This window comes from Pseudomonas sp. B7(2017) (genome assembly GCF_002112745.1).
In the GTDB taxonomy this organism is placed as follows: domain Bacteria; phylum Pseudomonadota; class Gammaproteobacteria; order Pseudomonadales; family Pseudomonadaceae; genus Aquipseudomonas; species Aquipseudomonas ekonensis.
The window spans coordinates 55,898-79,339 of the sequence record NZ_NEIP01000007.1; the positions used below are offsets into that span (position 1 = coordinate 55,898).

17 protein-coding genes and 2 pseudogenes are annotated in these 23,442 nt (G+C 63.5%); 7 read left to right on the forward strand and 12 right to left on the reverse strand.

Going from position 1 to position 23,442, the window contains the following annotated elements:
• Nucleotides 1–41: 41 nt before the first annotated feature.
• On the forward strand, nt 42–1,343 hold the full coding sequence (locus CAG29_RS15210; RefSeq protein WP_085694711.1) for an OprD family porin: 1,302 nt from the start codon (nt 42–44) through the stop codon (nt 1,341–1,343).
• Between the two features lie 59 nt (nt 1,344–1,402).
• Here CAG29_RS15210 and CAG29_RS15215 read toward each other — a convergent pair whose 3' ends face one another.
• From CAG29_RS15215 to CAG29_RS15265, 11 genes are all read right to left on the reverse strand, one after another.
• The gene (locus tag CAG29_RS15215) at nt 1,403–2,023 is read right to left on the reverse strand and encodes a hypothetical protein (RefSeq protein ID WP_085639762.1); all 621 of its coding nucleotides are present in this window, start codon (nt 2,021–2,023) and stop codon (nt 1,403–1,405) included.
• A 44-nt stretch (nt 2,024–2,067) separates the two neighbouring features.
• Nucleotides 2,068–3,006: a carbohydrate kinase gene (locus tag CAG29_RS15220; protein ID WP_085694712.1), complete on the reverse strand. Its 939-nt coding sequence runs from the start codon at nt 3,004–3,006 to the stop codon at nt 2,068–2,070.
• 13 nt (nt 3,007–3,019) lie between these two features.
• On the reverse strand, nt 3,020–4,516 hold the full coding sequence (xylB, locus tag CAG29_RS15225; RefSeq protein ID WP_085694713.1) for a xylulokinase: 1,497 nt from the start codon (nt 4,514–4,516) through the stop codon (nt 3,020–3,022).
• Between the two features lie 298 nt (nt 4,517–4,814).
• Nucleotides 4,815–6,287 (reverse strand): mannitol dehydrogenase family protein, encoded by a 1,473-nt coding sequence (locus CAG29_RS15230; protein WP_085694714.1) that lies wholly within the window; start codon nt 6,285–6,287, stop codon nt 4,815–4,817.
• A gap of 16 nt (nt 6,288–6,303) precedes the next feature.
• The gene (locus tag CAG29_RS15235) at nt 6,304–7,407 is read right to left on the reverse strand and encodes an ABC transporter ATP-binding protein (protein WP_085632414.1); all 1,104 of its coding nucleotides are present in this window, start codon (nt 7,405–7,407) and stop codon (nt 6,304–6,306) included.
• A 56-nt stretch (nt 7,408–7,463) separates the two neighbouring features.
• Nucleotides 7,464–8,294: a carbohydrate ABC transporter permease gene (locus CAG29_RS15240; protein WP_085583272.1), complete on the reverse strand. Its 831-nt coding sequence runs from the start codon at nt 8,292–8,294 to the stop codon at nt 7,464–7,466.
• 8 nt (nt 8,295–8,302) lie between these two features.
• Nucleotides 8,303–9,229, reverse strand: coding sequence for a carbohydrate ABC transporter permease (locus CAG29_RS15245; RefSeq protein ID WP_085583270.1), 927 nt, complete (start codon nt 9,227–9,229; stop codon nt 8,303–8,305).
• A 123-nt stretch (nt 9,230–9,352) separates the two neighbouring features.
• A complete protein-coding gene (locus CAG29_RS15250; protein WP_085583268.1) occupies nt 9,353–10,663 on the reverse strand; it encodes a sugar ABC transporter substrate-binding protein in 1,311 nt (436 codons plus the stop codon).
• A gap of 194 nt (nt 10,664–10,857) precedes the next feature.
• Nucleotides 10,858–11,763 carry an AraC family transcriptional regulator gene (locus CAG29_RS15255; protein ID WP_085583266.1) on the reverse strand — a complete coding sequence of 302 codons (906 nt, stop codon included), beginning with the start codon at nt 11,761–11,763 and terminating at the stop codon, nt 10,858–10,860.
• Between the two features lie 42 nt (nt 11,764–11,805).
• Nucleotides 11,806–12,699 carry a phosphatidylinositol-specific phospholipase C domain-containing protein gene (locus CAG29_RS15260; RefSeq protein ID WP_085583264.1) on the reverse strand — a complete coding sequence of 298 codons (894 nt, stop codon included), beginning with the start codon at nt 12,697–12,699 and terminating at the stop codon, nt 11,806–11,808.
• 119 nt (nt 12,700–12,818) lie between these two features.
• Nucleotides 12,819–14,126 (reverse strand): glycosyltransferase, encoded by a 1,308-nt coding sequence (locus CAG29_RS15265; protein ID WP_085694715.1) that lies wholly within the window; start codon nt 14,124–14,126, stop codon nt 12,819–12,821.
• 322 nt (nt 14,127–14,448) lie between these two features.
• On the opposite strand from CAG29_RS15265, the gene CAG29_RS15270 reads away from it, so the two are divergent.
• On the forward strand, nt 14,449–16,650 hold the full coding sequence (locus tag CAG29_RS15270; RefSeq protein ID WP_139831495.1) for a hypothetical protein: 2,202 nt from the start codon (nt 14,449–14,451) through the stop codon (nt 16,648–16,650).
• Here the strand turns inward: CAG29_RS15270 and CAG29_RS15275 are convergent.
• The gene (locus tag CAG29_RS15275) at nt 16,637–17,026 is read right to left on the reverse strand and encodes a response regulator (RefSeq protein WP_085632422.1); all 390 of its coding nucleotides are present in this window, start codon (nt 17,024–17,026) and stop codon (nt 16,637–16,639) included. The two genes, CAG29_RS15270 and CAG29_RS15275, sit on opposite strands and share 14 nt — an antisense overlap.
• Before the next feature lie 264 nt (nt 17,027–17,290).
• Here CAG29_RS15275 and CAG29_RS29040 point away from each other — a divergent pair.
• The 5 genes and pseudogenes from CAG29_RS29040 to CAG29_RS15295 all read left to right on the forward strand — a co-directional run.
• Nucleotides 17,291–19,451 (forward strand): annotated as a pseudogene (locus CAG29_RS29040) (CHASE3 domain-containing protein); the annotation flags it as partial.
• 98 nt (nt 19,452–19,549) lie between these two features.
• Nucleotides 19,550–20,779, forward strand: a pseudogene (locus CAG29_RS29045) (response regulator); the annotation flags it as partial.
• The gene (locus CAG29_RS15285; RefSeq protein ID WP_085583254.1) at nt 20,779–21,612 is read left to right on the forward strand and encodes a protein-glutamate O-methyltransferase CheR; all 834 of its coding nucleotides are present in this window, start codon (nt 20,779–20,781) and stop codon (nt 21,610–21,612) included. The pseudogene CAG29_RS29045 and the gene CAG29_RS15285, both read left to right, overlap by 1 nt.
• A complete protein-coding gene (locus CAG29_RS15290) occupies nt 21,609–22,202 on the forward strand; it encodes a chemotaxis protein CheB (RefSeq protein ID WP_085583252.1) in 594 nt (197 codons plus the stop codon). Before CAG29_RS15285 ends, CAG29_RS15290 begins: the two co-directional genes overlap by 4 nt.
• Nucleotides 22,196–23,410, forward strand: coding sequence for a hybrid sensor histidine kinase/response regulator (locus tag CAG29_RS15295; protein ID WP_085583250.1), 1,215 nt, complete (start codon nt 22,196–22,198; stop codon nt 23,408–23,410). Before CAG29_RS15290 ends, CAG29_RS15295 begins: the two co-directional genes overlap by 7 nt.
• Nucleotides 23,411–23,442 lie beyond the last annotated feature (32 nt).

Below are 23,442 nucleotides of genomic sequence, written 5' to 3' on the forward strand. Positions count from 1 at the left end.
ATTGCGCCGTCGCGCAAACGCTGTACTGTTGGAGCTTTTTCATGCGTCCCCCATTTCCCCTCATCACTGCCCGCCAGTCCTTCGGCTTCGGCGCCCTGGCGCTGTGCGCAGGTTTTTCCGCACAGACCCAGGCCGCCGGGTTCTTCGAAGACACCACGGCGAAGATCGAATCGCGCACGGTGTACTTCAACCGCGATTTCCGTGATGGGCACACCGCCAACGATCAGGGCGCATCCAAGCGCGAAGAGTCGGCCCAGGGCTTCATCCTCAACCTGCAATCGGGCTACACCGAAGGCACCGTCGGCTTCGGCCTCGACGCGTTGGGCATGGTCGGCTTCGCGCTCGACACCAGCCCCGACCGCAGCAACAGCGGCTTGCTGCCGTCCAGCGGCGAGAACCCGCGGGGCTCGAAGGATCAGTACGCGAAAATGGGCCTGACCGCCAAGGTGAAGGTCTCGGATACGGTGCTGAAATACGGCGCATTGCTGCCGGATCTGCCGCTGCTCAAGTACAACGACGGCCGCCTGCTGCCGACCATGTTCAACGGCGCCATGCTCACCTCCAAAGAGGTGAAGGATCTGACGTTCATGGCCGCACGCCTGGACAAGTACACCGCCCGGGACTCCACCGATTCCCAGGACATCCGCGTGCACTGCAAGAACAAGCGCTATGCGTGCAACGTCACCGCCGATCATTTCGACATGTACGGCCTGGACTACAAGATCAACGACCGCCTGACCGCGCAGTACCACTACGCCGAGCTGGAAGACATCTACCGCCAGCATTTCGTGGGTCTGTTGGCCAACCAGCCGCTGGGTGACGGCGTGCTGAAGGCCGATCTGCGCATGCTCAAGAGCGCTGACAGCGGTGACGCGAAAGCCGGTTCCATCGACAACCGCGCATTGAGCGGCATGCTGTCCTACGGCATCAGCGGCCACACCTTCAGCGCCGGCTGGCAGCGCATGAACGGCGACAATTCGATGCCGTACCTCGATGGCAGCAACCCGTACCTGGTCAACTACGTGCAGGTCAACGACTTCGCCGCCGCCCAGGAGCGTTCCTGGCAGCTGCGCTACGACTACGACTTCAAGGCCATCGGCATCAACGGCCTGAGCTTCCTGACCCGTTACGTCAACGGCGACCACATCAAGGTGCCGGGCAGCGATCAGGAAGGCAAAGAGTGGGAACGCGACAGCGAGCTCAAGTACGTGATCCAGACCGGCATGTTCAAGGACGTCAGCCTGCGTCTGCGCAACGCGACGTACCGCACCAACTACGAGAAGTTCGCCCGGGACGTGGACGAGACCCGGTTGATCGTGAGCTACAACTTTTCGGTGTTGTAAAACCGTTCAGGCCAATGACCATCGCGAGTTCGCTCGCGATGGTTTTTTATTGCCTGCGATCAGAGCCAATGCCAGAACCGGCTCCAGAACCCGCGATTCAAATCGTCCTTGCACGCCGCGTATTGCTGGCCGTACATGTCCGAGCGGTTCTGCACCTTGCGCGCCACCGGCGGCAGCCACGCCTTGCCGGCATAAGTCTTCTGGCGAAAACCGCCCCAGCCTTCGTGGTAATTGAGGTACTGGTTGTAGGCGTCGTACTTGTACACGCCGTTGACCGACGTGGTCTTGTCCATGTACCAGCCGACGAAGTCGATGGCATCGTCGAAGTCTTCACGGTCGGCGCCATGGCGGCCGGTGCTTTTCTGGTAATCGGACCAGACTTCATCCTTGGCCTGCGCATAACCCGATGCCGTCGTGACGCGGCCCCACGGGATCACCCACAACAGGTATTTGCGCGGGGTCTTGGCGTCGTAGCGGTAGCCGGACTCCTGATACATGATCGCGAACGGCACCTGGATCGGCACGCCCCAACGCTTCTGCGTGACTTGGGCGGCGTCGTACCAATCGCTTTTCTCGCGGAAAATCTCGCAGAGGTTGTCCGGCGAACGCGGCGGCGATGTTCCGCAACCGGTCAGCAGTGCCGCCAATACCAAAAGTCCAGCCGTGCGCCCCGAATTCAAAAGCCGTCATCCCGTCTTGAAAAAAAGGGCGCCAGTCTACGCGGTCAGGTCAACTGATGGCGATAAGGCAAATCTGGCCCGGTCTTGCTGCACGTCAGGGCGGCCGCCTGTACGGCAAACCTGAGCATGGCGTCGATCTGGTCGCGTTGCAGATGCCGTACGCCGTCCACCGAATCCAATTCATGTTCGGTCAGCCAGGTGATCAACGCGGCCTGGAAGGTATCGCCTGCGCCGACGGTATCGGCGATCTGCACCGGACTCGCCGGCACCGACCATGAACCGTGGGCACGGCTGAACACCGTCGCGCCTTCACCGCCCCGGGTGAGGAACACCCCCTGGCAACGGTGCGTGAGCCAGCCTTCGATCACCTGCTGCGGATCCTGCTCCGGATAGAGCAGGCGCAGATCCTCGTCGCTGACCTTGATCAGGTCGGCGTACTGCACCAGCGTCGCGATCCGCTCGCGCCACAGGTCGATGTTCGGCTCGGGATTGAGGCGCACGTTGGGGTCGAGGGTGATCAGGCGTTGGCCGCTTTCGCGCTGCACCAGGGCGAGCAGGGTGTCGGCCACCGGCTGCACCACCAGCGAGAACGAGCCGATGTGCAGCCCGCGCACTTCGGGGCCGAGCGTCGGCAGGTGGGCCAGGCTCAGTTGCCGGTCCGCGCAGCCTTCGCCACGGAAGCTGTAGTGCGGCGAGCCATTGGCGCCCACCGCGACCATGGCCAGCGTGGTCGGCGCGGCGAAATCCACCAGATAGTCCGGGCGTACGCCTTCGTCCTGCAGCACCTGCCGCAGACGCCTGCCGAGGTAGTCGGTGGACAGCCCGGCGAACAGCGCCGAGTCCACGCCGAGGCGGCGCAAGCCCACCGCCACGTTGAACGGCGAGCCACCGGCAATCGCCTTGAAATTGACTTTCGATGCCTGCCCGCCGGCATCGTCTTCGCTGAAGAAATCGAACAGCGCTTCGCCACACACCAGGTACATAGTTGTTTGCTCTCTATAAGGTTGCGACATGCTGTCGATAGCGTTCATAGGCCTGTTGGAACGCCGCGACGTTGGCGGCGACCGGTAGGGTTTCACTGTTTGGGTCGAAGGTCACGCAGCGCTCGCACAAGTCCGCCAGCGACTGCTCGCGGCCGTTGCTCCACGAGGCGCACCACGCCGCCTGGATCGCTGCGCCCAGGGCGGCGGCTTCGCTGTGTTCGGGGCAGATCACCGAGGTGTCCATGATGTCGGCGACGACCTGCCGCCACACGGCGCTGTTCGATCCGCCGCCGATCAGGCAAATGCTGCGGCTTTGTAAACCATTGCGGCGCAGCAGATCCAGTCCGTAGCGCAAACCGAAGGTGGTGCCTTCGACGACGGCCCGGCACAGGTTGGCCGGCGTCAGGTTGTCCAGGGTCAGGCCGTGCAGGCTGCCGGTGGCGTGGGGCAGGGGAGGCACGCGTTCGCCGTTGAAGAACGGCAGCAGGCTCACGCCGTCCGCGCCGATGGGGGCCTGGGCCACGAGGGCGTTGAACCGTTCGAGGTCGAGGCCGAGCAGTTCACGGATGGCGCCGGTGGCGTTGGTCAGGTTCATGGTGCAGATCAGCGGCAGCCAACCGCCGCTGGAGGAGCAGAACGTGGCGACCGAAGCGTCCGGGCTGACCTGCGGCTGGTCGGCGTAGGCGCAGACCGTGCCGGAGGAGCCGAGGCTCATGGTGATCGTCCCTGGCCGGATGTTGCCGGTGCCGATGGCGCCCATCATGTTGTCGCCGCCGCCGCTGGACACGAGGGCGTTGGGGTTGATGCCCAGATGCTCGGCGATTGCCGGCAGGATCGTGCCGACCGGTTGATGGGCGTCGATCAGTTCCGGCAGCGCCGCTTGCAGGCGACCGCTGGGGTCGATGTCGCGCAGCAGTTGCAGATCCCATTGCCGGGTGCGCACGTTGAAGTAACCGGTGCCGGACGCGTCGCCGTACTCGCTGCAGGCGCGGCCGGTGAGCCAGAAGTTGAGGTAGTCGTGGGGCAGCAGGATCCGGGCGATGCGTGAGAACACGGCCGGGTGCTGCTCGCAGGTCCACAACAGTTTCGACACGGTGTAGCCCGGCGCGATGACGAGGCCCAGGCGTTCCAGCGAACCCTGTTCGCCGCCCAGGTGGGCGAGCAGGCGGTCGTTTTCCGCCGTGGTTTCGGTGTCGCACCACAGCTTGGCCGGGCGCAGCGGCTGGCCGGTGTCGTCCAGCAACACCAGGCCGTGCTGTTGGCCGGAGACGCCGATGCCGAGGATCGCCTGGCCGTCCACGCCGGCCGCCCGCAACGCCTGGCGGGTGGCTTGGGCGAAGGCGTCCAGCCATTGGCCGGTGTCTTGCTCGCGGCGGCCGTTGGCGCCGCTGATCATTGTGTGTCCGGTGGCGCCCTGGCCCAGCACGGCGCCGCTGGCGGCGTCGAGGATGAGGGCCTTGGTGCCCTGGGTGCCGCAGTCGATGCCGAGGAAAAGTTGCGGGTGGGTCACGGAAAGATCCTCAGGGTGTGGGAGCCGTTGTGTTGATCATGCCCTGCGGTGCCTGGGCTGACGCCATCGCTGGCAAGTCGAATCGTCGCACCGCAGCTCCCACAGGGATTTGCTGCGAATGCAGAGTCAGCGTTCACTTCAGAATGGTGCGGGAGCAACTGCGCGCTACTTGGGCCGAAGCTTTCGCCAGCAGGCTGGCTCCCACAGGGATCTTAGGTGAATGGAGATGCTATGGTCGCCGCAGAACACTGTGGGAGCGGGCTTGCCCGCGATGACGTCAGTCGCCGCACCGCAAGACTCAACCCAACACCCGCTCCAGCGTCCGCGAAACCCCCACCTCCCGCAAGCTGTCGCAGCACCACTGGAACGCGGCCACGAACTCAGGCGATTGGGCGACCGCCGGGCCGAAGATCTCCTCCACGCCCAACAGCCGTTCGGCGATCAACCGGTCATCGGCCACCAGCGCCTGGCAGAACGCCGCCCGGGGATCGGGTATCGAGTAGGTCCGGCCTTGCTCGTCCACCCCTTTGAGGTACATCGCCCACGCCGCCACCACCAGCGCCGCCCGTTGGGTCTCCCGGCCGTCGGCGATCAAGCGGTTGAGGGTCGGCACGGTGAACTTGGGCAGCTTCGACGAGCCGTCCGAACACACCCGCTCCAGTTGGTCGGCAATCGCCCGGTTGGAGAACCGCGCCACCAGCGTGTCCTTGTATTCGCCCAGGTCGATGCCCGGCACCGGCGCCAGTTGCGGGGTGACGTCCAGGTCCATGTAGGCGCGCATGTAGCGCACGAACAACGGATCGGCCATGGTCTCGTGCACGAAGCGGTAGCCCTTGAGGAACCCCAGGTAGGTCAGGGCCAAGTGGCTGCCGTTGAGCAGCTTGATCTTCATCTCTTCGTAGGGCGTGACGTCGTCGGTGAACTGCACGCCGACCTGTTCCCAGGCCGGGCGGCCGTTGACGAACTTGTCCTCCAGCACCCATTGCACGAAGGGCTCGCAGACCACCGGCCAGGCGTCGTCCACCGCGTGCTTGTCCGCCAGTTGCAGACGGTGCGCGGTGCTGGTCATGGGCGTGATGCGATCGACCATGGCGTTGGGGAAGCTGACGTGAGCGGCGATCCAGTCGTGCAGCCCTGCGTCATGCAGCGCCGCATAGGCCAGCAACGCCTTGCGGGTGACCGCGCCGTTGTGCGGCAGGTTATCGCAGGACATCACGGTGAACGCCGCCGTACCCGCCGCGCGCCGCCGGGCCAGCGCCGCGCAGAGGAAGCCGAACACGGTCGTCGGCTGTTGCGGATGCGCCAGGTCGTGCTGGATCGAAGGCAGGTGCGCCATGAACTCGCCGGTGCTGTCGTCGATGCAATAGCCGCCTTCGGTGATGGTCAGCGAGACGATGCGGATCTGCGGATCGGCCAGTCGGGCGATCAGGGCTTGCGCGCCATCTTCGGCCAGGAGCATGTCGCGGATCGCGCCGATGACGCGCACCTGCGTGTCGTCGCCGTCGCCGAGTTCGAACAGGGTGAACAGGTAGTCCTGCTCCTTGAGGTCATCGCGGGCGCGGCGGTCTTCGGCGCGCAGGCCGATGCCGCAGATGGCCCAGTCCAGTGCTTGCCCGGCGTTCATCAGCGCATCGGTGTAATACGCCTGATGGGCGCGGTGGAAGCCGCCGACGCCGATGTGGGCGATGCCCTGGCGCAGGTCGCCGAGGCCGTAGGCCGGCACGTTCACGTCGGCGGCGAGGCGGTTGAGGTTCTGGCGGTTGAGTTTCATCGGATCGGTCTCGCAGTCAGGCGGCCGCGCGCAGGGCGCGGGTGAGCGCCACGCCGTCGGCGTCGAACAGGTGGCAGTGGCTGGCGTTCAGGTGCAGGTTCAGGGTCTCGCCGTAACGGCTGGCCAGGTCGCCGCGCACCCGCAGGGTGAGGGGTTCGCCGGAGGCCGTGCGGACATGGCAATAGGTGTCGCTGCCCAGGCGTTCGCTGACGTCGGCGGTGACGGTCAGGGTGCAGTCGCCGGGCTGGGCCAGCTCCAGGTGCTCGGGGCGGATGCCCAGGGTCACGGCGCCGCCCACGCTCAGGTTGGCGGCATCGAGCGGCAGGCTGATGCGGGTGCCGGCGTCCAGCGAGACTTCGCAGCCCTGCGCATCGATGCGCGCCACCGTGCCCTTGAGGAAACCCATCTTCGGTGTGCCGAGGAAACCGGCGACGAACAGGTTGACCGGATGGTGGTACAGGTCCAGCGGCGAGCCGACCTGTTCGATCCTGCCGCCGTTGAGCACCACGACCTTGTCGGCCATGGTCATGGCTTCGACCTGATCGTGGGTCACGTAGATCATCGTGGCCTTCAGGTCCTTGTGCAGGCGCAGCAGCTCCAGGCGCATCTGCACGCGCAGGGCGGCGTCGAGGTTGGACAGCGGCTCGTCGAACAGGAAGATCTTCGGGTTGCGCACGATGGCCCGGCCGATGGCCACACGCTGGCGCTGGCCGCCGGAGAGTTGCTTGGGCTTGCGCTCCAGCATCGGCCCCAGTTCGAGGATGCGCGCCGCCTCGGCGACTTTCTTCTCGACTTCGGCCTTCGGCACGCCGGCCAGGTCCAGGGCGAACGACATGTTCTTGCGCACGCTCATGTGCGGGTACAGGGCGTAGGTTTGGAACACCATCGCCAGGTCACGCTTGGCCGGGCTGACTTCGGTGATGTCGCGCCCGTCCAGTTCGAGGGTGCCGCCGCTGACTTCTTCAAGGCCGGCGATCAGCCGCAGCAGGGTGGACTTGCCGCAGCCCGACGGGCCGACGAACACCACGAACTCGCGGTCGTTCACTTCAAGGTCGATGCCCTTGATGATGGAAAAGCCTTCGAAGCCTTTTTGCAGATTCTTGATTTTCAGGTTGGCCATGAGGATGGGCCTCCGCTATGTCTTGGCTTTTGTGTGGAAGTGGGTAGGGGCCGGATTCATTTCACGGCGCCGAACGACAGGCCGCGCACCAACTGCTTCTGGCTGATCCAGCCGAAGATCAGGATCGGCGCGCAGGCCAGGGTCGAGACCGCCGACAACTTGGCCCAGAACAGCCCTTCGGGGCTGGAATAGGAGGCGATCAGCGCGGTCAGCGGCGCGGCTTTCGAGGAGGTCAGGTTCAGCGACCAGAACGCTTCGTTCCAGCACAGGATCAGCGACAGCAGCACGGTGGAGGCCAGGCCGCCCTTGGCGATGGGCAGCAGCACGCGGAGCATTTCCTGGGGCAGGGTGGCGCCGTCCAGGCGCGCGGCTTCGAGGATGTCCCGGGGGATGTCCTTGAAGTAGGTGTAAACCATCCAGATCACGATCGGCAGGTTGATCAGGGTGTAGATGGCGATCAGCGCGATCCGCGTGTCGAGCAGGCCGAAGCTCTTGGCCAGCAGGTAGACCGGCATCAGCACGCCCACCGGCGGCAGCATCTTGGTGGAGAGCATCCACAGCAGCGTGCCCTTGGTGCGCTGGGTCTCGTAGAACGCCATGGAGTAGGCCGCCGGCACCGCGATCAGCAGGCACAGGGCGGTGGCGCTGAACGAGATCACCACCGAGTTCCAGGCGAAGCTGAAGTAGTCGCTGCGCTCGTTGATGTGCAGGTAGTTCTCCAGGGTCGGGCTGAAGAGGAACTGCGGCGGCGTGGCGAACGCGTCGATTTCGGTCTTGAAGCTGGTCAGCGCCATCCAGAGGATCGGGAAGAAAATCACGATGGCGATGGCCCAGGCCAGGGTGCCGAGCAGCAGGCTTTGCAGGCGACGGGACTGTTGTAGGGTCATGGCGGGCCTCAGGCGTTGTCGGTCAGGTTTTTGCCGATCATCCGCACCAGGACGATCGCGGCGATGTTGGCGATGACCACGGCGATCAGGCCGCCCGCCGAGGCCATGCCGACGTCGAACTGCACCAGCGCCTGGTTGTAGATCAGGTAGGCGAGGTTGGTCGAGGCGTAGCCGGGGCCGCCGTTGGTGGTGGTGAAGATCTCGGCGAACACCGACAGCAGGAAAATGGTCTCGATCATCACCACCACCGCGATCGGCCGCGCCAGGTGCGGCAGGGTCAGGTGCCAGAAGATCGCGACGGGGCCGGCGCCGTCCAGGCGGGCGGCTTCCTTCTGTTCCTGGTCCAGGGACTGCATGGCGGTCATCAGGATCAGGATCGCGAAGGGCAGCCATTGCCACGAGACAATGATGATGATCGACAGCAGCGGGTAGTGGGCCAGCCAATCCACCGGCTGCGCGCCGAACAGCTTCCAGATGTAAGCGAGGATCCCGGACACCGGGTGGAAGATCAGGTTCTTCCAGATCAGTGCGCCGACCGTGGGCATGATGAAGAACGGCGAGATCAGCAGCACTCGCACCAGGCCCCGGCCGAAGAACTCGCTGGCCTCCAGCAGGGCGCTGATCAGCACGCCGAACACCACGCTGATCAGCAGCACGCTGCCCACCAGCAACAGCGTGTTGGCGGCGCCCGGCATGAAGCCCGAATCGGTCAGGAAGTAGGTGAAGTTCTCCAGCCCCGTGAATTCGTTTTCACCGGGGTAGAGCAGGTTGTAGCGGATCATCGAAAAGTACAGGGTCATGCCCAGCGGCACGATCATCCACAGCAGCAACAGGGCCACCGACGGGCTGACGAGGAACCAGCCGGGGTTGGCCACCCGCGGTTTGCGCGTGGGGCGGGACAGCTCGAGATGGGCTTTGGCGGTTGAAGTATTCATGGCATCGGGAACCGAGTCATACAGACCTATGGAGAATCTTGTGGGAGCCGGCCTGCCGGCGATGGCGTCAGTCCGCCGGGCAAGACAGTTGCTCCCACAGGAGGCAGAAACGGGTGGCGCGGGCTATTTGGGATACCCGGCGCGCTTCATTTCGCGTTCGGTGGTTTGCTGGGCGGCGGCCAGCGCCTGGTCGACCGTGCTCTGGCCGATCAGCGCCGCCGAGAACAGCTTGCCGACCTGGGTGCCCACGGCCTGGAACTCAGGGATGGTCACCAACTGGATGCCGATGTACGGCACCGGCTTGAGGGTCGGCTTGCCGGGATCGGCGGCCTTGAGCGACTCCAGCGTGACCTTGGCGAACGGCGCGGCGCTCATGTAGGCGTCGCTGTAGGTGGAGGCGCGGGTGCCCGGCGGCACGTTGGCGATCCCGTCCTTCTCGGCGACCAGCGCGCCGTACTCCTTGGAGGTGGCCCAGGCGCTGAAGGCCTTGGCCGCGTCCTTGGCCTTGGAACTGGTCGGGATCGCCAGCGCCCAGGAATACAGCCACGCCGAACCCTTGTCGGTGACCTGGTGCGGCGCAAACGTGAAGCCGACGTGGTCGGCGACCTTGCTCTGGGACTTGTCGGTGACGAACGAGCCGGCGACGCTGGCGTCGACCCAGATCGCGCATTTGCCGCTGTTGAAGAGTGCCAGGTTCTCGTTGAAGCCGTTGCTGGAGGCCCCCGGCGGGCCGGATTTCTTCATGGTGTCGACGTAGAAGTTCAGCGCGTTCTTCCATTCCGGGCCGCTGAATTCGGGCTTCCACTGCTCATCGAACCAGCGCGCGCCGTAGGCGTTGGCGACGGTGGTGATCAACGCGATGTTCTCGCCCCAGCCGGCCTTGCCCCGCAGGCACAGGCCGTACTGCTCCTTGTCCGGGTGGTTGAGCTTGCCGGCGAACTCGGCGATCTGCTCCCAGGTCGGGCGTTCGGGCATGGTCAGGCCGGCGTCCTTGAACAGGTCGGTGCGGTAGTAGGTCATCGAGCTTTCGGCGTAGAACGGCAAGGCGTACAGCGAACCCTTGACCGACAGCCCCTCGCGCACCGACGGGAACACATCGTCGAGGGCGTAGCTGGCCGGCAGGTCCTTCATCGGCTCCAGCCAGCCCTTGGCCCCCCAGAGTGCGGCTTCGTACATGCCGATGGTCAACACGTCGAACTGGCCACCCTGAGTGGCGATGTCGGTGGTCAGGCGTTGGCGCAGGACGTTTTCCTCCAGCACCACCCAATTGAGCTTGATGTCCGGGTGCTCGGCCTCGAAGGTTTTCGACAGCCGCTGCATGCGGATCATGTCGCTGTTGTTGACGGTGGCGATGGTGAGGGTCTGGGCGCCGAGGCTGACGCCGCTCAGGGTCAGGCAGGTGAGGGCCAGCAGGGCTTTTGCGGTGGGTTGCATCGTGCACTCCTTTTCTGCGTCCGGCGGACGGCAGAAGGACGGTTATTGTTTTTGTGTCTTCCGAAGGCAGGAAGAATGTGCACTGATTACAACCTTCAAACGCAGGGCAGACAAATCATCCCTAGCACTCTGACCGATACTTTTTTGCACTGGCGGTTGAGGCCGGGATGCGCCAAAGATTGAACCTGCGGGAATCAGCCCAGGTTCTGCTCGGTCAGGCGCTGCACCACCAGCCGGCGGTAGTGCGAAGGCGTCATGCCCTTGAGCTGCTGGAAGCGCCGGTTGAAGTTGGAGATGTTGTTGAAGCCCGACTCGAAGCACACCTCGGTCACCGGTTTGTCTCCGTCGGCCAGCAGTTCGCAGGACTTGCTGATCCGCAGCCGGTTGACGAACTCGATGAAGTTGCGCCCCGTGGCCTGCTTGAACACCCGGCTGAAGTAGGTCGGCTTGAGGCCCAGATGGTCGGCGACTTCCTCCAGCGTCAGTTCCCGGGCGTAGTGGGCGAAGATGTAGTCCACGGCGCGGTTGGTGCGGTCGATGTTGTGCTCGTCCGCCAGTTGCGGGGTGGTGGCGCCGGACAGCAGCTGATAGTCGTCGCAGGTCGCCAGCAGCTCCATCAAGATGAAGAAATGGCCGAGGCGGGTGGTGCCGCGGCTGTCGGCGATCTTCTGCATCAGCGGCATGGCCTGGCGGATCGTGTGCGGGCAGCGGAACTCGATGCCGTACTGCGCCCGTTCCAGCAACGGGGTGAGGCTCTTGAGTTCGGCGAACACCTGAAAGCCGCTTTCGAACAGCTCGTCGGTGAAGTTGACCAGCATGTCGCGCTTCTCAACCACCTCGTCCTCGGCGACCTGGCTGATCCAGTTGTGCGGCAGGTTGGGTCCGGTGAGGAACAGGGTCTGGGGGTGGAAGTTGCCGATGTAGTCGCCGATGAACACCTTGCCCGAACTGGCGACGATCAGGTGCAGCTCGTATTCCTTGTGAAAGTGCCAGCGCACCAGCGGACACGGGAACCCGTGCTGGCGGTAGATGATGGACAACCCGTTGTGGTCATCCATCAGCTCATAGGAAGGGTCGGTCACGCGAGCGGTTCGGGTCATGGCTGGACGCCTTTGTGGTCATTGCCCGCGGATCATGCCCCGTCAGACAGCGGTTGCGCCAGCGCGCTCGCGCGCAAACTGCCGCTGGCGCTGGTCGGCCTTGATCAGGTTCATCGTCCGGCAATAGTCGACGATCCTCGTTTCCTCGATGAAGTCGACATTGATGATGTTGCACTGCCGGGCCCAGTCGCTGGTGTCCGGGTCGAACCATTCGTTGAGCTTGTCATGGATGTCCACCGGCCCGCCCAGCGCGCTGTAGCTGGTGGCGGACAAGGACCAGGGGCGCCAGTTGCCGGGCGGATTGCGCAGCACGTTGGTGATGTGCTGATACAGTTCCTGGGTGTTGGTGGTGCCGCTTCCGCTCCATTCGTGGCGGATTTCATCAATGAACACAGAATGGTCGATGTCCGGATGCCGGCGGACCGCGGCCAGCACGCGTTGTTTGTCGCTGAGGCGTTTCAGGGTGCCCAGGCTGAGGTTGGCGTTAGTGGCCGGAATCAACCGATGACCCAGCAACTGGATCATCATCTTGTTGAAGTACGCATAGTCGAAGCTGTCGCCATCGGTCTTGTGAAAGTCCAGGATGACGAACTCATCCGGGTTTTCGTTCAGAAAGTTTTTGACGTCAGTGATCAGGTCGCCGAGCCGGCGAGAGTTGGGGAAGCCATTGTGGTGGATTCGGAACCGCTCAAGGCCCGACTCCTTGCTGTCGGCCATCAGGCGAATGTCCAGCACCCGCGCGCCGTTGTGCAGTTGCCGGTAGAACCTGTCGTGCTGGCACGCCAGCCAGTGGGCGGGCGGGCCGAAGAATGGGTAGGAAGCCCTCCAGTCACTGCCGGCATTGTGGGTGCCGGGCAGCGAAAGTTCATTGAGCGACAGAATGTCGAGGCGGGGGGTGGCCGCCATCCAGGCGTTGTTTGTGTAGGGGGGGCTCATGAAGCGACTCCTGCAATTCATGGTTTGATGAATGCGCCGATTTGTCTTTCGGCGCTTGCAGGGATTTATAAGTTGGTTGGGGAGGCATGCCAATTGAGTTGTTGATTCAAGTTGTTGGCTTATTGTTCGGCATGTAACTTGTTGCGGTTCTTTTCTTCGATCCATTGCGCCATGTACTGGGTGCTCTTCAATGTGTGATGACGCAACATGCCGCCAATGAAATTGTGACTTCTTAGTTTTGCCAGGTTTTGCCGGCATTGAGCGATCTTCTCGATCAGTGCGGCCGCATGCGTCGAGCGCCGGTAATGTTCCGCCAGTAGCGTGTTGCCGTGTGCCTGAGCGTTCTGCCAGCGTGACTCATCCGAATAGAGTTGCACCGCCTGCTCGGCAAGATCCTCAGCGGTGCAGGCAATGGCGCCGGGCCAGGGACGTTCGCGATGCATGGCCTCGGCGCCGATCGGGGTCGTCACGCTCGGCGTGCCGCAAAGCATGGCGTCCACCAGTTTGCCCTTGATGCCGGCGCCGAAGCGCAGCGGCGCCAGGCAGACCCGGGCGGCGGACATGACCTGCAAGGCATCCTCGGCCCAGTTCATGACATGAAAGCCCTGCGCCGCATTGTGCAGCGCGGTCGCTTTCGGCGGGGTGTAGGCCCCGTAGACATGCAGTTGAGCGCTCGGCAACCGGGCGCGGATGAGCGGCCAGAGCGTGTTTTTCATCCAGAGCACCGCATCCCAGTTCGGTGCGTGGCGAAAGTTGCCGATGCTCAGGAAGTGCGCCCGCTCGCCGAACGGTCTTGCCGGTTCGGCGGGTGCGTCCACCATCAACGGGCACCAGTGCAGCGCCTCCCGCGGCAGGTGGAACTGTTCCACCAGCAACTCGATCTCCACCTCGGACACCATCAGGTTCAGATCGCAGCGGTACAGCGCGGCGATCTCACGGCGGGCCAGATCGGTATCGGCCATCCGTTCGAACTCCTCGCGCAGGGCCGGCGCGAACAGTCCGGTGAAATCGTTGGTGTCGTCGCTGGCCTTCAAACGCTCCTTGAGGCGCTGATGGCGGGCGTGACGCAGGCTTTGCAGGTCGGAGGTCTCCAGCATCCGCAGAGCGTCCGGGCACTGCTTCTCGACGCGCCAGCCGAACTGCTCCTCCATCATGAACTGGTCGAACAGGACAATGTCCGGCGCCAGTTCACGGACGAACGTATCGAAGCTTTCGCTGTTGAGTTCGATCGGCACCTCGCGGATGCCCATGGCCGTGAGGTCCGCCTTGTGTTCGCCGGGGCCGGCGGGGCTGGCGAAGGTGATGTCCCAGCCTTCTTGCAGGAATGCCTCGAGGATCTGCATGACATGCCCGCTGGCCGCCGAGGAACGGGGTTCGGGCCAGACATAGCCTATGACCAGAACCTGAGTGGTGCGGGATTGATGCATGGACGGGCATTCCTTGAGGCAGGTGGGTGCGAATAAGCGCGTCATTAAACCACAGCCGACTCTGGATGGATCCCGGAACTCATGGAACGGCGGGACTGCTTCAAACGTTGGAAACTCACGTCAACTTTCGGTCGATGCGTTATTGCTGTTCGTGGGTGAGTTGTAAGTTTGTGTATTGTTTGTCTCTGCTGGTGACGAGGAAAACATATTCAACAGTTGATGAGTGTGGGCGTTCTTGAATGTCGAGTAGTGTTTGTTTGGCGCGACGCGATTTATCTGCGAGTGCATGTATTCGACATTTTCAATGAATAAGAGCTATTGCATGAAGTTACCTGTATTTGATCTGGCGGATGCCAGTGTTGAGAACCCCTCTTTGTCTGTATTGCTGGATCCTCTGGGCACCAGTTCCGACAACCGGTTGCCGCGGACGGGGGCCTTGACCACCGCAAAGGATACATCCGACGAAATCGTCGACGGCATCGACCTCAAGGCGTTGAGCAGTGAAATTGCCGCAGGTTGCGCCGCCATGATGGATCCCGGGACGTTCGATCCGATCCTCTTCATTCGGGCGCAGATCGAAAAGACGGCGCGCCGGCATGTGACGTCGCAGAAGCTTCTGGCGCAGATCACCCATGACGCCACCATCGGCATCAAGTACGTGGCCAATGAATCGGTCAGGCCCAGTGACTGGCGCAACGGTGAGGCGCCGGCGAAGCAGTGGGTCACCAAGCCGTTCACCCTGGCGGAGATCTGCACGGATCACCACCTGCGGGTGCTCAAGGACGTGGGATACAAACAGATACTCTGGCCCTCGTCGTATCCCCGGGATCTGGTTCAGGCGTTCACCGATGCGGATTATCAGCGTGGCTTCAAGGATCATCTCACCGATGGCCTGAAGCCCAAGTCGGCCAAGCTGTTCGGCAAGCTTCTGAAAAGGGCGGAGCTGCACGATCTGGTCATCCGGTTCATCAAGGACGAGTCCCGGGACATGGAGGACCGGCAACTGGCCTTCGACTACCTCAGGGGGCTGGTGCCTGCACGCACGATGATTCTGCACAGCCGCCCGGAGCTCAAGGTCGATAACGCCGTTTTCATCGGCGCCAACAACCTGAGCCGGGGCATTCTCTTCTTTTTGGGAGAGGACAAGGCAGCGATCGAGTATCCGGAGGGGCCCGACGAAAGAGGGAGGTTCGTGGAAAACAACCCGGACCTGCAGAAAAGGCTGCTCAAGCGGGTGCCGCTCAGTGAGCAGCAAAAGCCCCATGTCCGTGACTTCAAGTATCGCGGTCTGGAGTTCCCTCTGTTCGCTACGCGCCCGGTGCGTCGGCAAATCGCCTTCTTCGCCAGCAATGACATCGCCGATACCCTCTTGACCTTGCAGATCGACCGAGCGCTGGCTGACATCGACACGCTGGTCTCGACCGCTGAGGAGCGGCTCACCGACACGGCCCTGGAAGCAACCGGTTATCTGCTGCAATGTCTGGCGTTCGCCGCATCATTGCCGTGGGGCGGGAGCGGGGTGCTCGCGTCGGCCTCCTTGAAGATCCTGGCTTCCATGTTGCTGGGGCTGGGCGCCTCGGCGACGGATCTGATCCGCGCGGAACTCTCCGATGACCCCGCCGAAACAGACCGGCTGCGCATCGCCGCCGCAATCGGCGCGCTGGCGGAACTCGCCGGCCCGATCGGGGAACGGCTGCTCGGCAAGGCATTGTCGGTGGCAACCAAGAAACGATTGGGGCAGCGCGTCGTCCAGGCAATGAACCTGATCAATCACCCTTCATCGTTGCGTCGGCCATCGGGCAGCATCTCTCATCAATTGGCCAGTACCGTAGGCAAGGAAATACCGGAGTCGGCGAAAGGCGCCTTGGTGGCAGGTCGACTCCATGAGCTGGCGGGCGGACCCGGCGTCGCCCAGACAATCGCCTCGGACACGCAACTGGTGCGGTACGCGGGGCCGGAAAAAGGTTTTGTCTATCAAGGGTTCACCTTCAGGGGCGACACACGTGACACGTCCGTGGTGTTCAAGGAAGGCTTCCGGCAGCGCACGGTCATCACCGATCTGAATCAGGTCAACGGGTTCAAGGGCGGCTACGGCGGGGCGCACGATGCCCTGGCGCCGGACGGCGCCGGCATCTCCACGTCCGCGTTCTACAAAAAGGACGGTGCGGGCGCCTATGTCTACGGTGGCGCCAAGGGCGGCTTCACCTACTTCATCGACGCCAGGCAGTTGGAAGGCTTTCATCTGTACGCCAACACTGAACTGATGTTCCGTCCCGAATCGGGCCTGAGGCAGCTGCCGCCTCTGGAAATCAACTACGCCGTCGACATTTCGCCGCGCCTGATTCTCGGCGCCTACGACAGCGCCGGCAGGTTCATACCCAACCCCTCAGCCCTGCGATTGGCGATCGAGGCCAGCGGCGAGCCGGGAAAAGGGTTGGGCCGCGAGATCGGCAAGCAGGTTGGAGAGGGGGCCGAGGCATTGCTTCCCGAACATGAGAAAGAAGCGCCGATCAACCGGGATTGAGGCTGTCCGGGAGTCGTTCCCGGCAGGTGTCCGGGAGAATCGACTTGATCTTGTCCCGCAGTTGATCGATGGAAAACGGCTTGCCGATGACGTGCATGTCGGGCGGCACTTCGAGGGTCTCGGCGTAGCCGCTGGCGAACAGCATCGGCAAGTCAGGGCGCAGCAGACGGGCCTGCTCCGCGAGGATCCGGCCGTCCATGTCCGGCAGGCCGACGTCGGTCATCATCAGGTCCACCCGGCGGCCGGAATCCTGGAGGATGTCCAGCGCCTGTTCGCCGCCGTCCGCTTCCTCCACGCGGAAGTCCAGTTCCGCCAACACATCGACGATCAGCATGCGCACGATGGCGTCGTCTTCTACTACTAGGATGGTGGGCATAATCTAAGCTCTCAAGGACTGGACAGGGGAGCGCGGTCTCGCGAAACAACCGCGCTTTAGCATGAGTAAATGGCGCAATGCCACAAGTTCCCCGGCATCGCTCAAAAAGGTGCGAATGCGGGTCGGCCGTCAAGGATAACGGCTGATTTGCGAAATCGCGCAGGCAAACCGGGACAATTGCTGCTAAAGCTGAGAGAAAAATGGATCCATGTTGCCGTTTTCGGGCAAACTCCCTGAATTTCAACAGTTCGACAAGGCTGTCCAATGACCTCTACGTCTTCGGTCGATGAACTACGGTTCCGTAAACTCCTGACCCGCAACGTCAGCCTGCCGCTGGCGGTCGGCGCGCTCAGCGCGGTGTTCTTCGTGGTGCTGATCACGTATCTGCTCTCGGTGATCAAGTGGGTGGAGCACACCGACCGGGTGATCAACAATGCCAATGAAGCGGTGAAGCTCACGGTCGACCTGGAGACCGGGATGCGCGGCTTCCTGCTCAGCGGCGACGAGCACTTCCTGGATCCCTACGAGACGGCCAAGCCGCGGATCGCCGTGGCGCTCGGCACCTTGCTCGAACTCACCGCCGACAACCCGGTGCAGACCGACCGCATACGCCGCCTGCAAGCGTTGCAGGCCGAGTGGGCGACCTACGCGCAATCGATGATCGACCTGCAGCGCAGCAGCGGCGACTACCGCGCCGCCGTCAAGGCCGGGCGCGGCAAGCGCCTGACCGACGAGATCCGCAAGCAGTTCGAGGACGTGATCGACACCGAGCAGCAATTGCGCACCGCGCGCAACGAAGACGTGCGCCGCACCACGATCTGGAGCATCAGCCTCTACATTTTGTTTGTCGCGGCCATCAGCGGCTTGCTGGCCTATGTCGGCCGCCGGGATCTGCTCAACCTGTCGCAGAACTACGGCGCCAACCTCGACGCCCAGCAGGCCAGCGCCCAGCGCCTGGAGCGGCAGGCCTGGCTGCGCAGCGGGCAGTCGGAGCTGGCCGAGCAGGTGTTGGGACAACTGACCCTCAACCTGTTGGGCCGCAACATCCTGCAGTTCTGCGCCCAGTACCTGGGCGTCGCGGTGGCGGCGCTGTATGTGCGCGAAGAGCACGGCGGCCTCAAGCGTGTGGCCACCTACGGTTTCTCCCGCGACCAGGAAGCGCAGGAACAGTCGATCTACAGCGACGAAGGCATTGTCGGCCAGGCCGCGCAGCAGGGGCGCCTGATCCGTCTGGAACCGGTGCCCTCCGACTACTTCAAGGTCAGTTCGGGCCTGGGAGAGGGCGTGCCGAGCAGCGTGCTGGTGGTGCCGACCAGCGACGATGACCGGGTCAACGGTGTGGTCGAACTGGGCTTCCTGCGCCCGCTCAACGAGCGCGACGTCGAGCTGCTGGAGCTGATCGCCGGCAACATCGGCATCTCCATCGAAGCGGCCCGTTACCGTCAGCGCCTGCAGGAGGTGCTCGCCGAGACCCAGCAGCTCAACGAAGAGCTGCAGGTGCAGCAGGAAGAGCTCAAGACCGCCAACGAGGAGCTGGAGGAACAGTCACGGATCCTCAAGGAGTCCCAGGCGCATCTGGAGACCCAGCAGGTCGAGCTGGAGCAGACCAACGAACAGCTCGCCGAGCAGACCCAGATCCTGGCCGAGCAGCGCGACGCCATGGACCTGAAGAACACCGAACTCAACCAGGCCCAGGCGCAGTTGGAAGAACGCGCCGAAGAGTTGCAGCGCTCCAGCAAGTACAAGTCCGAGTTCCTGGCCAACATGTCCCACGAACTGCGCACGCCGCTGAACAGCTCGCTGATCCTGGCCAAGCTGCTGGCGGAGAACCCCCAGGAGAACCTGTCGGCCGAGCAGGTCAAGTTCGCCGAGTCGATCTATTCGGCCGGCAACGACTTGCTCAACCTGATCAACGACATCCTCGACATCGCCAAGGTCGAGGCCGGCAAGCTTGAAGTGGTGGCCGACAGCACCAGCGTGGAGCGCCTGGCCGAGGGCCTGCGCGGGGTGTTCGAGCCGCTGGCGGCGGACAAGCGCCTGGCGTTCGACGTCGTGGTGCAGCCCGATGCGCCGCAGACCCTGTTCACCGACCGGCAGCGGTTGGAGCAGGTGGTCAAGAACCTGCTGTCCAACGCCGTGAAGTTCACCGAGCAGGGCTCGGTCAGCCTGACCATCGCCGGCCAGCCGAACGACGGCGTGGCGTTCATCGTCCGCGACACCGGGATCGGCATCGCGGCCAACCAGCAGGAAAGCATCTTCGAGGCGTTCCACCAAGCCGACGGCACCACCAACCGCAAATACGGCGGCACCGGGCTCGGCCTGTCGATCTCCCGCGACCTGGCGGCCCTGCTCGGCGGCTTCATCAGCGTCAGCAGCGCGCCGGGTCGCGGCAGCGTGTTCACCCTGGTGGTGCCGCAGCACTACCGCCAGAACAGCGAGACGCCGGCCGTGCCGGTGAACTTCAATCCCGTCTCCATCGAACCGGCCGAGGCGGCGCCCGAGCCGGCGTCACCGCCGTCGATGGACCTGCCGCGGTTCAACGACGACCGCGACAAGGCCCCGTTCGACAGCCGCAGCATCCTGGTGGTGGAGGATGAGCCGAACTTCGCCAACATCCTGTACGACCTGGCCCACGAACTGGGTTACCGCTGCCTGGTCGCCCACGGCGCCGACGAAGGCTACGACCTGGCCCGCGAGTTCCTGCCGGACGCGATCCTGCTGGACATGCGCCTGCCGGATCACTCGGGGCTGACCGTGCTGCAGCGCTTGAAGGAACACCCCGAAACCCGGCACATCCCGGTGCACGTGATCTCGGTCGAGGACCGGGTCGAAGCGGCGATGCACATGGGCGCCATCGGTTATGCGGTCAAGCCGACCACCCGCGACGAACTCAAGGACGTGTTCGCGCGCCTGGAAGCCAAGCTGACGCAGAAGGTCAAGCACGTGCTGCTGGTCGAGGACGACGACCTGCAGCGCGAAAGCATCGCCCGCCTGATCGGCGACGACGACATCGAGATCACCGCCGTGGGGCTGGCCCAGGATGCGCTGGAGCTGCTGCGCACCACCGTGTTCGATTGCATGGTCATCGACCTGAAGCTGCCGGACATGCTCGGCAACGATCTGCTCAAGCGGATGTCCACCGAAGACATCCGCTCGTTCCCGCCGGTGATCGTCTACACCGGGCGCAATCTGACCCGCGACGAAGAGGCCGACCTGCGCAAGTATTCGCGCTCGATCATCATCAAGGGCGCTCGCTCCCCGGAACGCCTGCTGGATGAGGTCACACTCTTTTTGCACAAAGTCGAATCGCAGTTGTCCCATGAGCGGCAGAAGATGCTCAAGACCGCCCGCAGCCGCGACAAGGTCTTCGAGGGCCGCAAGGTGCTGCTGGTGGACGACGATGTGCGCAACATCTTCGCCCTGACCAGCGCGCTGGAGCACAAGGGCGCCGTGGTGGTGATCGGCCGTAACGGCCGTGAAGCGATTGAACGGCTCAATGAAATCGAGGACATCGATCTGGTGCTGATGGACGTGATGATGCCGGAAATGGACGGCTTCGAAGCCACCATGGAAATCCGCAAGGATCCGCGCTGGCGCAAGCTGCCGATCATCGCGGTGACGGCCAAGGCCATGAAGGACGATCAGGAGCGCTGCCTGCAGGCGGGCGCCAACGACTACCTGGCCAAGCCCATCGACCTGGATCGCCTGTTCTCGTTGATTCGGGTGTGGTTGCCGAAGATGGAACGCATTTAGTGGAACGACATTATTCAGTCGAGCGCAACAGTGAGATTGAGCTTCGGCTGTTGATCGAGGCTATCTACCTCAAGTACAGCTATGATTTTCGCGATTACTCCGGCGCTTCGATCAAGCGCCGGGTGCTGCACGCGCTGAGCCAGTTCGAGTGCAGCACCATTTCCGCCCTGCAGGAAAAGGTGCTGCACGACCCGACCGCGTTCATGCAGCTGCTGCAGTTGCTGACGATCCCGGTCAGCGAGATGTTCCGCGACCCGTCGCACTTTCTCGCGATCCGGCGCGAAGTGGTGCCGCTGCTCAAGACCTATCCGTCGATCAAGATCTGGATCGCCGGGTGCAGCACCGGCGAAGAGGTGTATTCGATGGCGATCCTGCTGCGTGAGGAAGGGTTGCTGGAGCGCACGATCATCTATGCGACCGACATCAATCCGCATTCGCTGGACAAGGCCAAGCAGGGCATCTTCTCCATGGAAAACGTGCGTGCCTACACCGCCAACTATCAGCAGGCGGGCGGCCAGCGGTCGTTCGCCGACTACTACACGGCGGCCTACGGCTACGCGATCTTCGACAAGAGCCTGTGCGAGAACGTGACGTTCGCCGACCACAGCCTGGCGACCGACAGCGTGTTCTCCGAGACCCAATTGATCTCCTGCCGCAACGTGCTGATCTATTTCAACAAGAAGCTGCAGGACCGGGCCTTCAGCCTGTTCCACGAGTCGCTGTGCCACCGGGGCTTTCTGGTGCTGGGCAGCAAAGAGACGCTGGATTTCTCCAGTTACGCCAACCGGTTCGACCCGTTGGTGAAACAAGAACGGATCTACCGCAAATCATGAACGGCGCCACGGGCTTGCCCCGGATCGAGGCCATCGCGGTGGGCGCTTCCGCCGGAGGCGTCGAAGCCTTGCTGACGTTGCTGGCGCCGCTGCGCCAGGGGTTCAGGCTGCCGATCATTGTCGTGCTGCACCTGCCGGAAGAGCGGCGCAGCCAACTGGCCGAAGTCTTCGCCAGGCGGATGTCGCTGCCGGCGGTCGAAGCCATCGACAAGCAGCAGATCGCCCCCGGCACCGTGTACTTCGCCACGCCCGGCTATCACCTGTCGGTGGAGCAGGACCGCAGCCTTTCGCTGAGCCTGGAGGATCGGGTGCACCATTCCCGGCCCTCCATCGATTACCTGTTCGAGTCCGCCGCCGACGTCTACGGCGCGGCGCTGGCCGCCGTCCTGCTGACTGGCGCCAACCACGACGGCGCCCAGGGCCTGGCCCAGGTCAAGCGCCACGGCGGGCTGACCGTCGTCCAGGATCCGCAGGAGGCTCACGTGGCCACCATGCCCCTGGCCGCGCTGAGCCTTCATCAACCCGACCACATTCTCCCCCTGCACGGCATCAGCCGTTTGCTTGTCGAGCTGGAACGAATCGCATGCTGAGTAATATCCAGGCAAAACTGCTGATCGTCGACGATCTGCCGGAAAACCTGCTGGCCCTGGAAGCGCTGATCAAGCGTGAAGACCGCATCGTCCACAAGGCGTTGTCGGCGGACGAGGCGTTGTCGCTGCTGCTGCAGCACGAATTCGCCATGGCCATCCTGGACGTGCAGATGCCCGGCATGAACGGCTTTGAACTGGCCGAGATGATGCGCAGCACCGAAAAGACCAAGAACATCCCGATCATCTTCGTCAGCGCCGCCGGCCGTGAACTGAACTACGCGTTCAAGGGCTACGAAAGCGGCGCGGTGGATTTCCTGCACAAGCCGCTGGACGTGCAGGCGGTCAAGAGCAAGGTCAACGTGTTCGTCGACCTGTACCGCCAGAGCAAGGCCCTCAAGCAGCAGCTCGAAGCGCTGGAGCAGAGCCGGCGCGAACAGCAGGTGCTGCTGGAGCAGTTGCAGAGCACCCAGGCGGAACTGCAGCAAGCGGTGCGCATGCGCGACGACTTCATGTCGATCGTCGCCCATGAAGTGCGCACACCGCTCAATGGCCTTATCCTCGAAACGCAGTTGCGCAAGATGCACCTGGCCCGGGACAATGCCGCCGCGTTCACCCTGGACAAGATGAACGCCATGGTCGAGCGCGACGAGCGGCAGATCCAGAGCCTGATCCGCCTGATCGAAGACATGCTCGACGTGTCGCGCATCCGCACCGGCAAGCTGTCGATCCGGCCGAGCCGTTTCGACCTGGCGCAATTGGTGGGCAACCTGCTGCAGAACTTCGCGCAGCAGATCGAAGCGGCGGAAACCGAGGTCAGCTTCAGCGCACCGGAGCCGGTGGAAGGGCACTGGGACGAGTTCCGCATCGAGCAGGTGGTCTCCAACCTGTTGACCAACGCCTTGCGCTACGGCGGCAAGAGCCCGATCCAGGTGCGGGTGTACCGCGAAGGCGACGAGGCGCGGGTCGAGGTCGCCGACCACGGCATCGGCATCAGCGAGGAGAACCAGAAGCGGATCTTCCAGCAGTTCGAAAGGGTGTCGGCCAAGACCGTGGTGGCCGGATTGGGCCTGGGGCTGTTCATCTCCGAACAGATCGTCGCGGCCCATGGCGGTTCGATCACCGTCCAGAGCCGGATCAACGAAGGCGCGCTGTTTCGCGTCTGCCTGCCGCTGGGCGAAAACGGCGAACCGGACGCAACCTCTGAGTGACCGCACGGTCGTACTCAGCAGCTATTGACCGA

Coding starts and splice junctions, on each gene's coding strand:
- CAG29_RS15245 (WP_085583270.1), bottom strand. CDS start 9,229: ATGAATACTTCAACCGCCAAAGCCCATCTCGAGCTGTCCCGCCCCACG.
- CAG29_RS15290 (WP_085583252.1), top strand. CDS start 21,609: ATGAACGGCGCCACGGGCTTGCCCCGGATCGAGGCCATCGCGGTGGGC.
- CAG29_RS15235 (WP_085632414.1), bottom strand. CDS start 7,407: ATGGCCAACCTGAAAATCAAGAATCTGCAAAAAGGCTTCGAAGGCTTT.
- CAG29_RS15240 (WP_085583272.1), bottom strand. CDS start 8,294: ATGACCCTACAACAGTCCCGTCGCCTGCAAAGCCTGCTGCTCGGCACC.
- CAG29_RS15220 (WP_085694712.1), bottom strand. CDS start 3,006: ATGTACCTGGTGTGTGGCGAAGCGCTGTTCGATTTCTTCAGCGAAGAC.
- CAG29_RS15255 (WP_085583266.1), bottom strand. CDS start 11,763: ATGACCCGAACCGCTCGCGTGACCGACCCTTCCTATGAGCTGATGGAT.
- CAG29_RS15260 (WP_085583264.1), bottom strand. CDS start 12,699: ATGAGCCCCCCCTACACAAACAACGCCTGGATGGCGGCCACCCCCCGC.
- CAG29_RS15295 (WP_085583250.1), top strand. CDS start 22,196: ATGCTGAGTAATATCCAGGCAAAACTGCTGATCGTCGACGATCTGCCG.
- CAG29_RS15275 (WP_085632422.1), bottom strand. CDS start 17,026: ATGCCCACCATCCTAGTAGTAGAAGACGACGCCATCGTGCGCATGCTG.
- CAG29_RS15210 (WP_085694711.1), top strand. CDS start 42: ATGCGTCCCCCATTTCCCCTCATCACTGCCCGCCAGTCCTTCGGCTTC.
- CAG29_RS15265 (WP_085694715.1), bottom strand. CDS start 14,126: ATGCATCAATCCCGCACCACTCAGGTTCTGGTCATAGGCTATGTCTGG.
- CAG29_RS15230 (WP_085694714.1), bottom strand. CDS start 6,287: ATGAAACTCAACCGCCAGAACCTCAACCGCCTCGCCGCCGACGTGAAC.
- CAG29_RS15250 (WP_085583268.1), bottom strand. CDS start 10,663: ATGCAACCCACCGCAAAAGCCCTGCTGGCCCTCACCTGCCTGACCCTG.
- CAG29_RS15270 (WP_139831495.1), top strand. CDS start 14,449: ATGAAGTTACCTGTATTTGATCTGGCGGATGCCAGTGTTGAGAACCCC.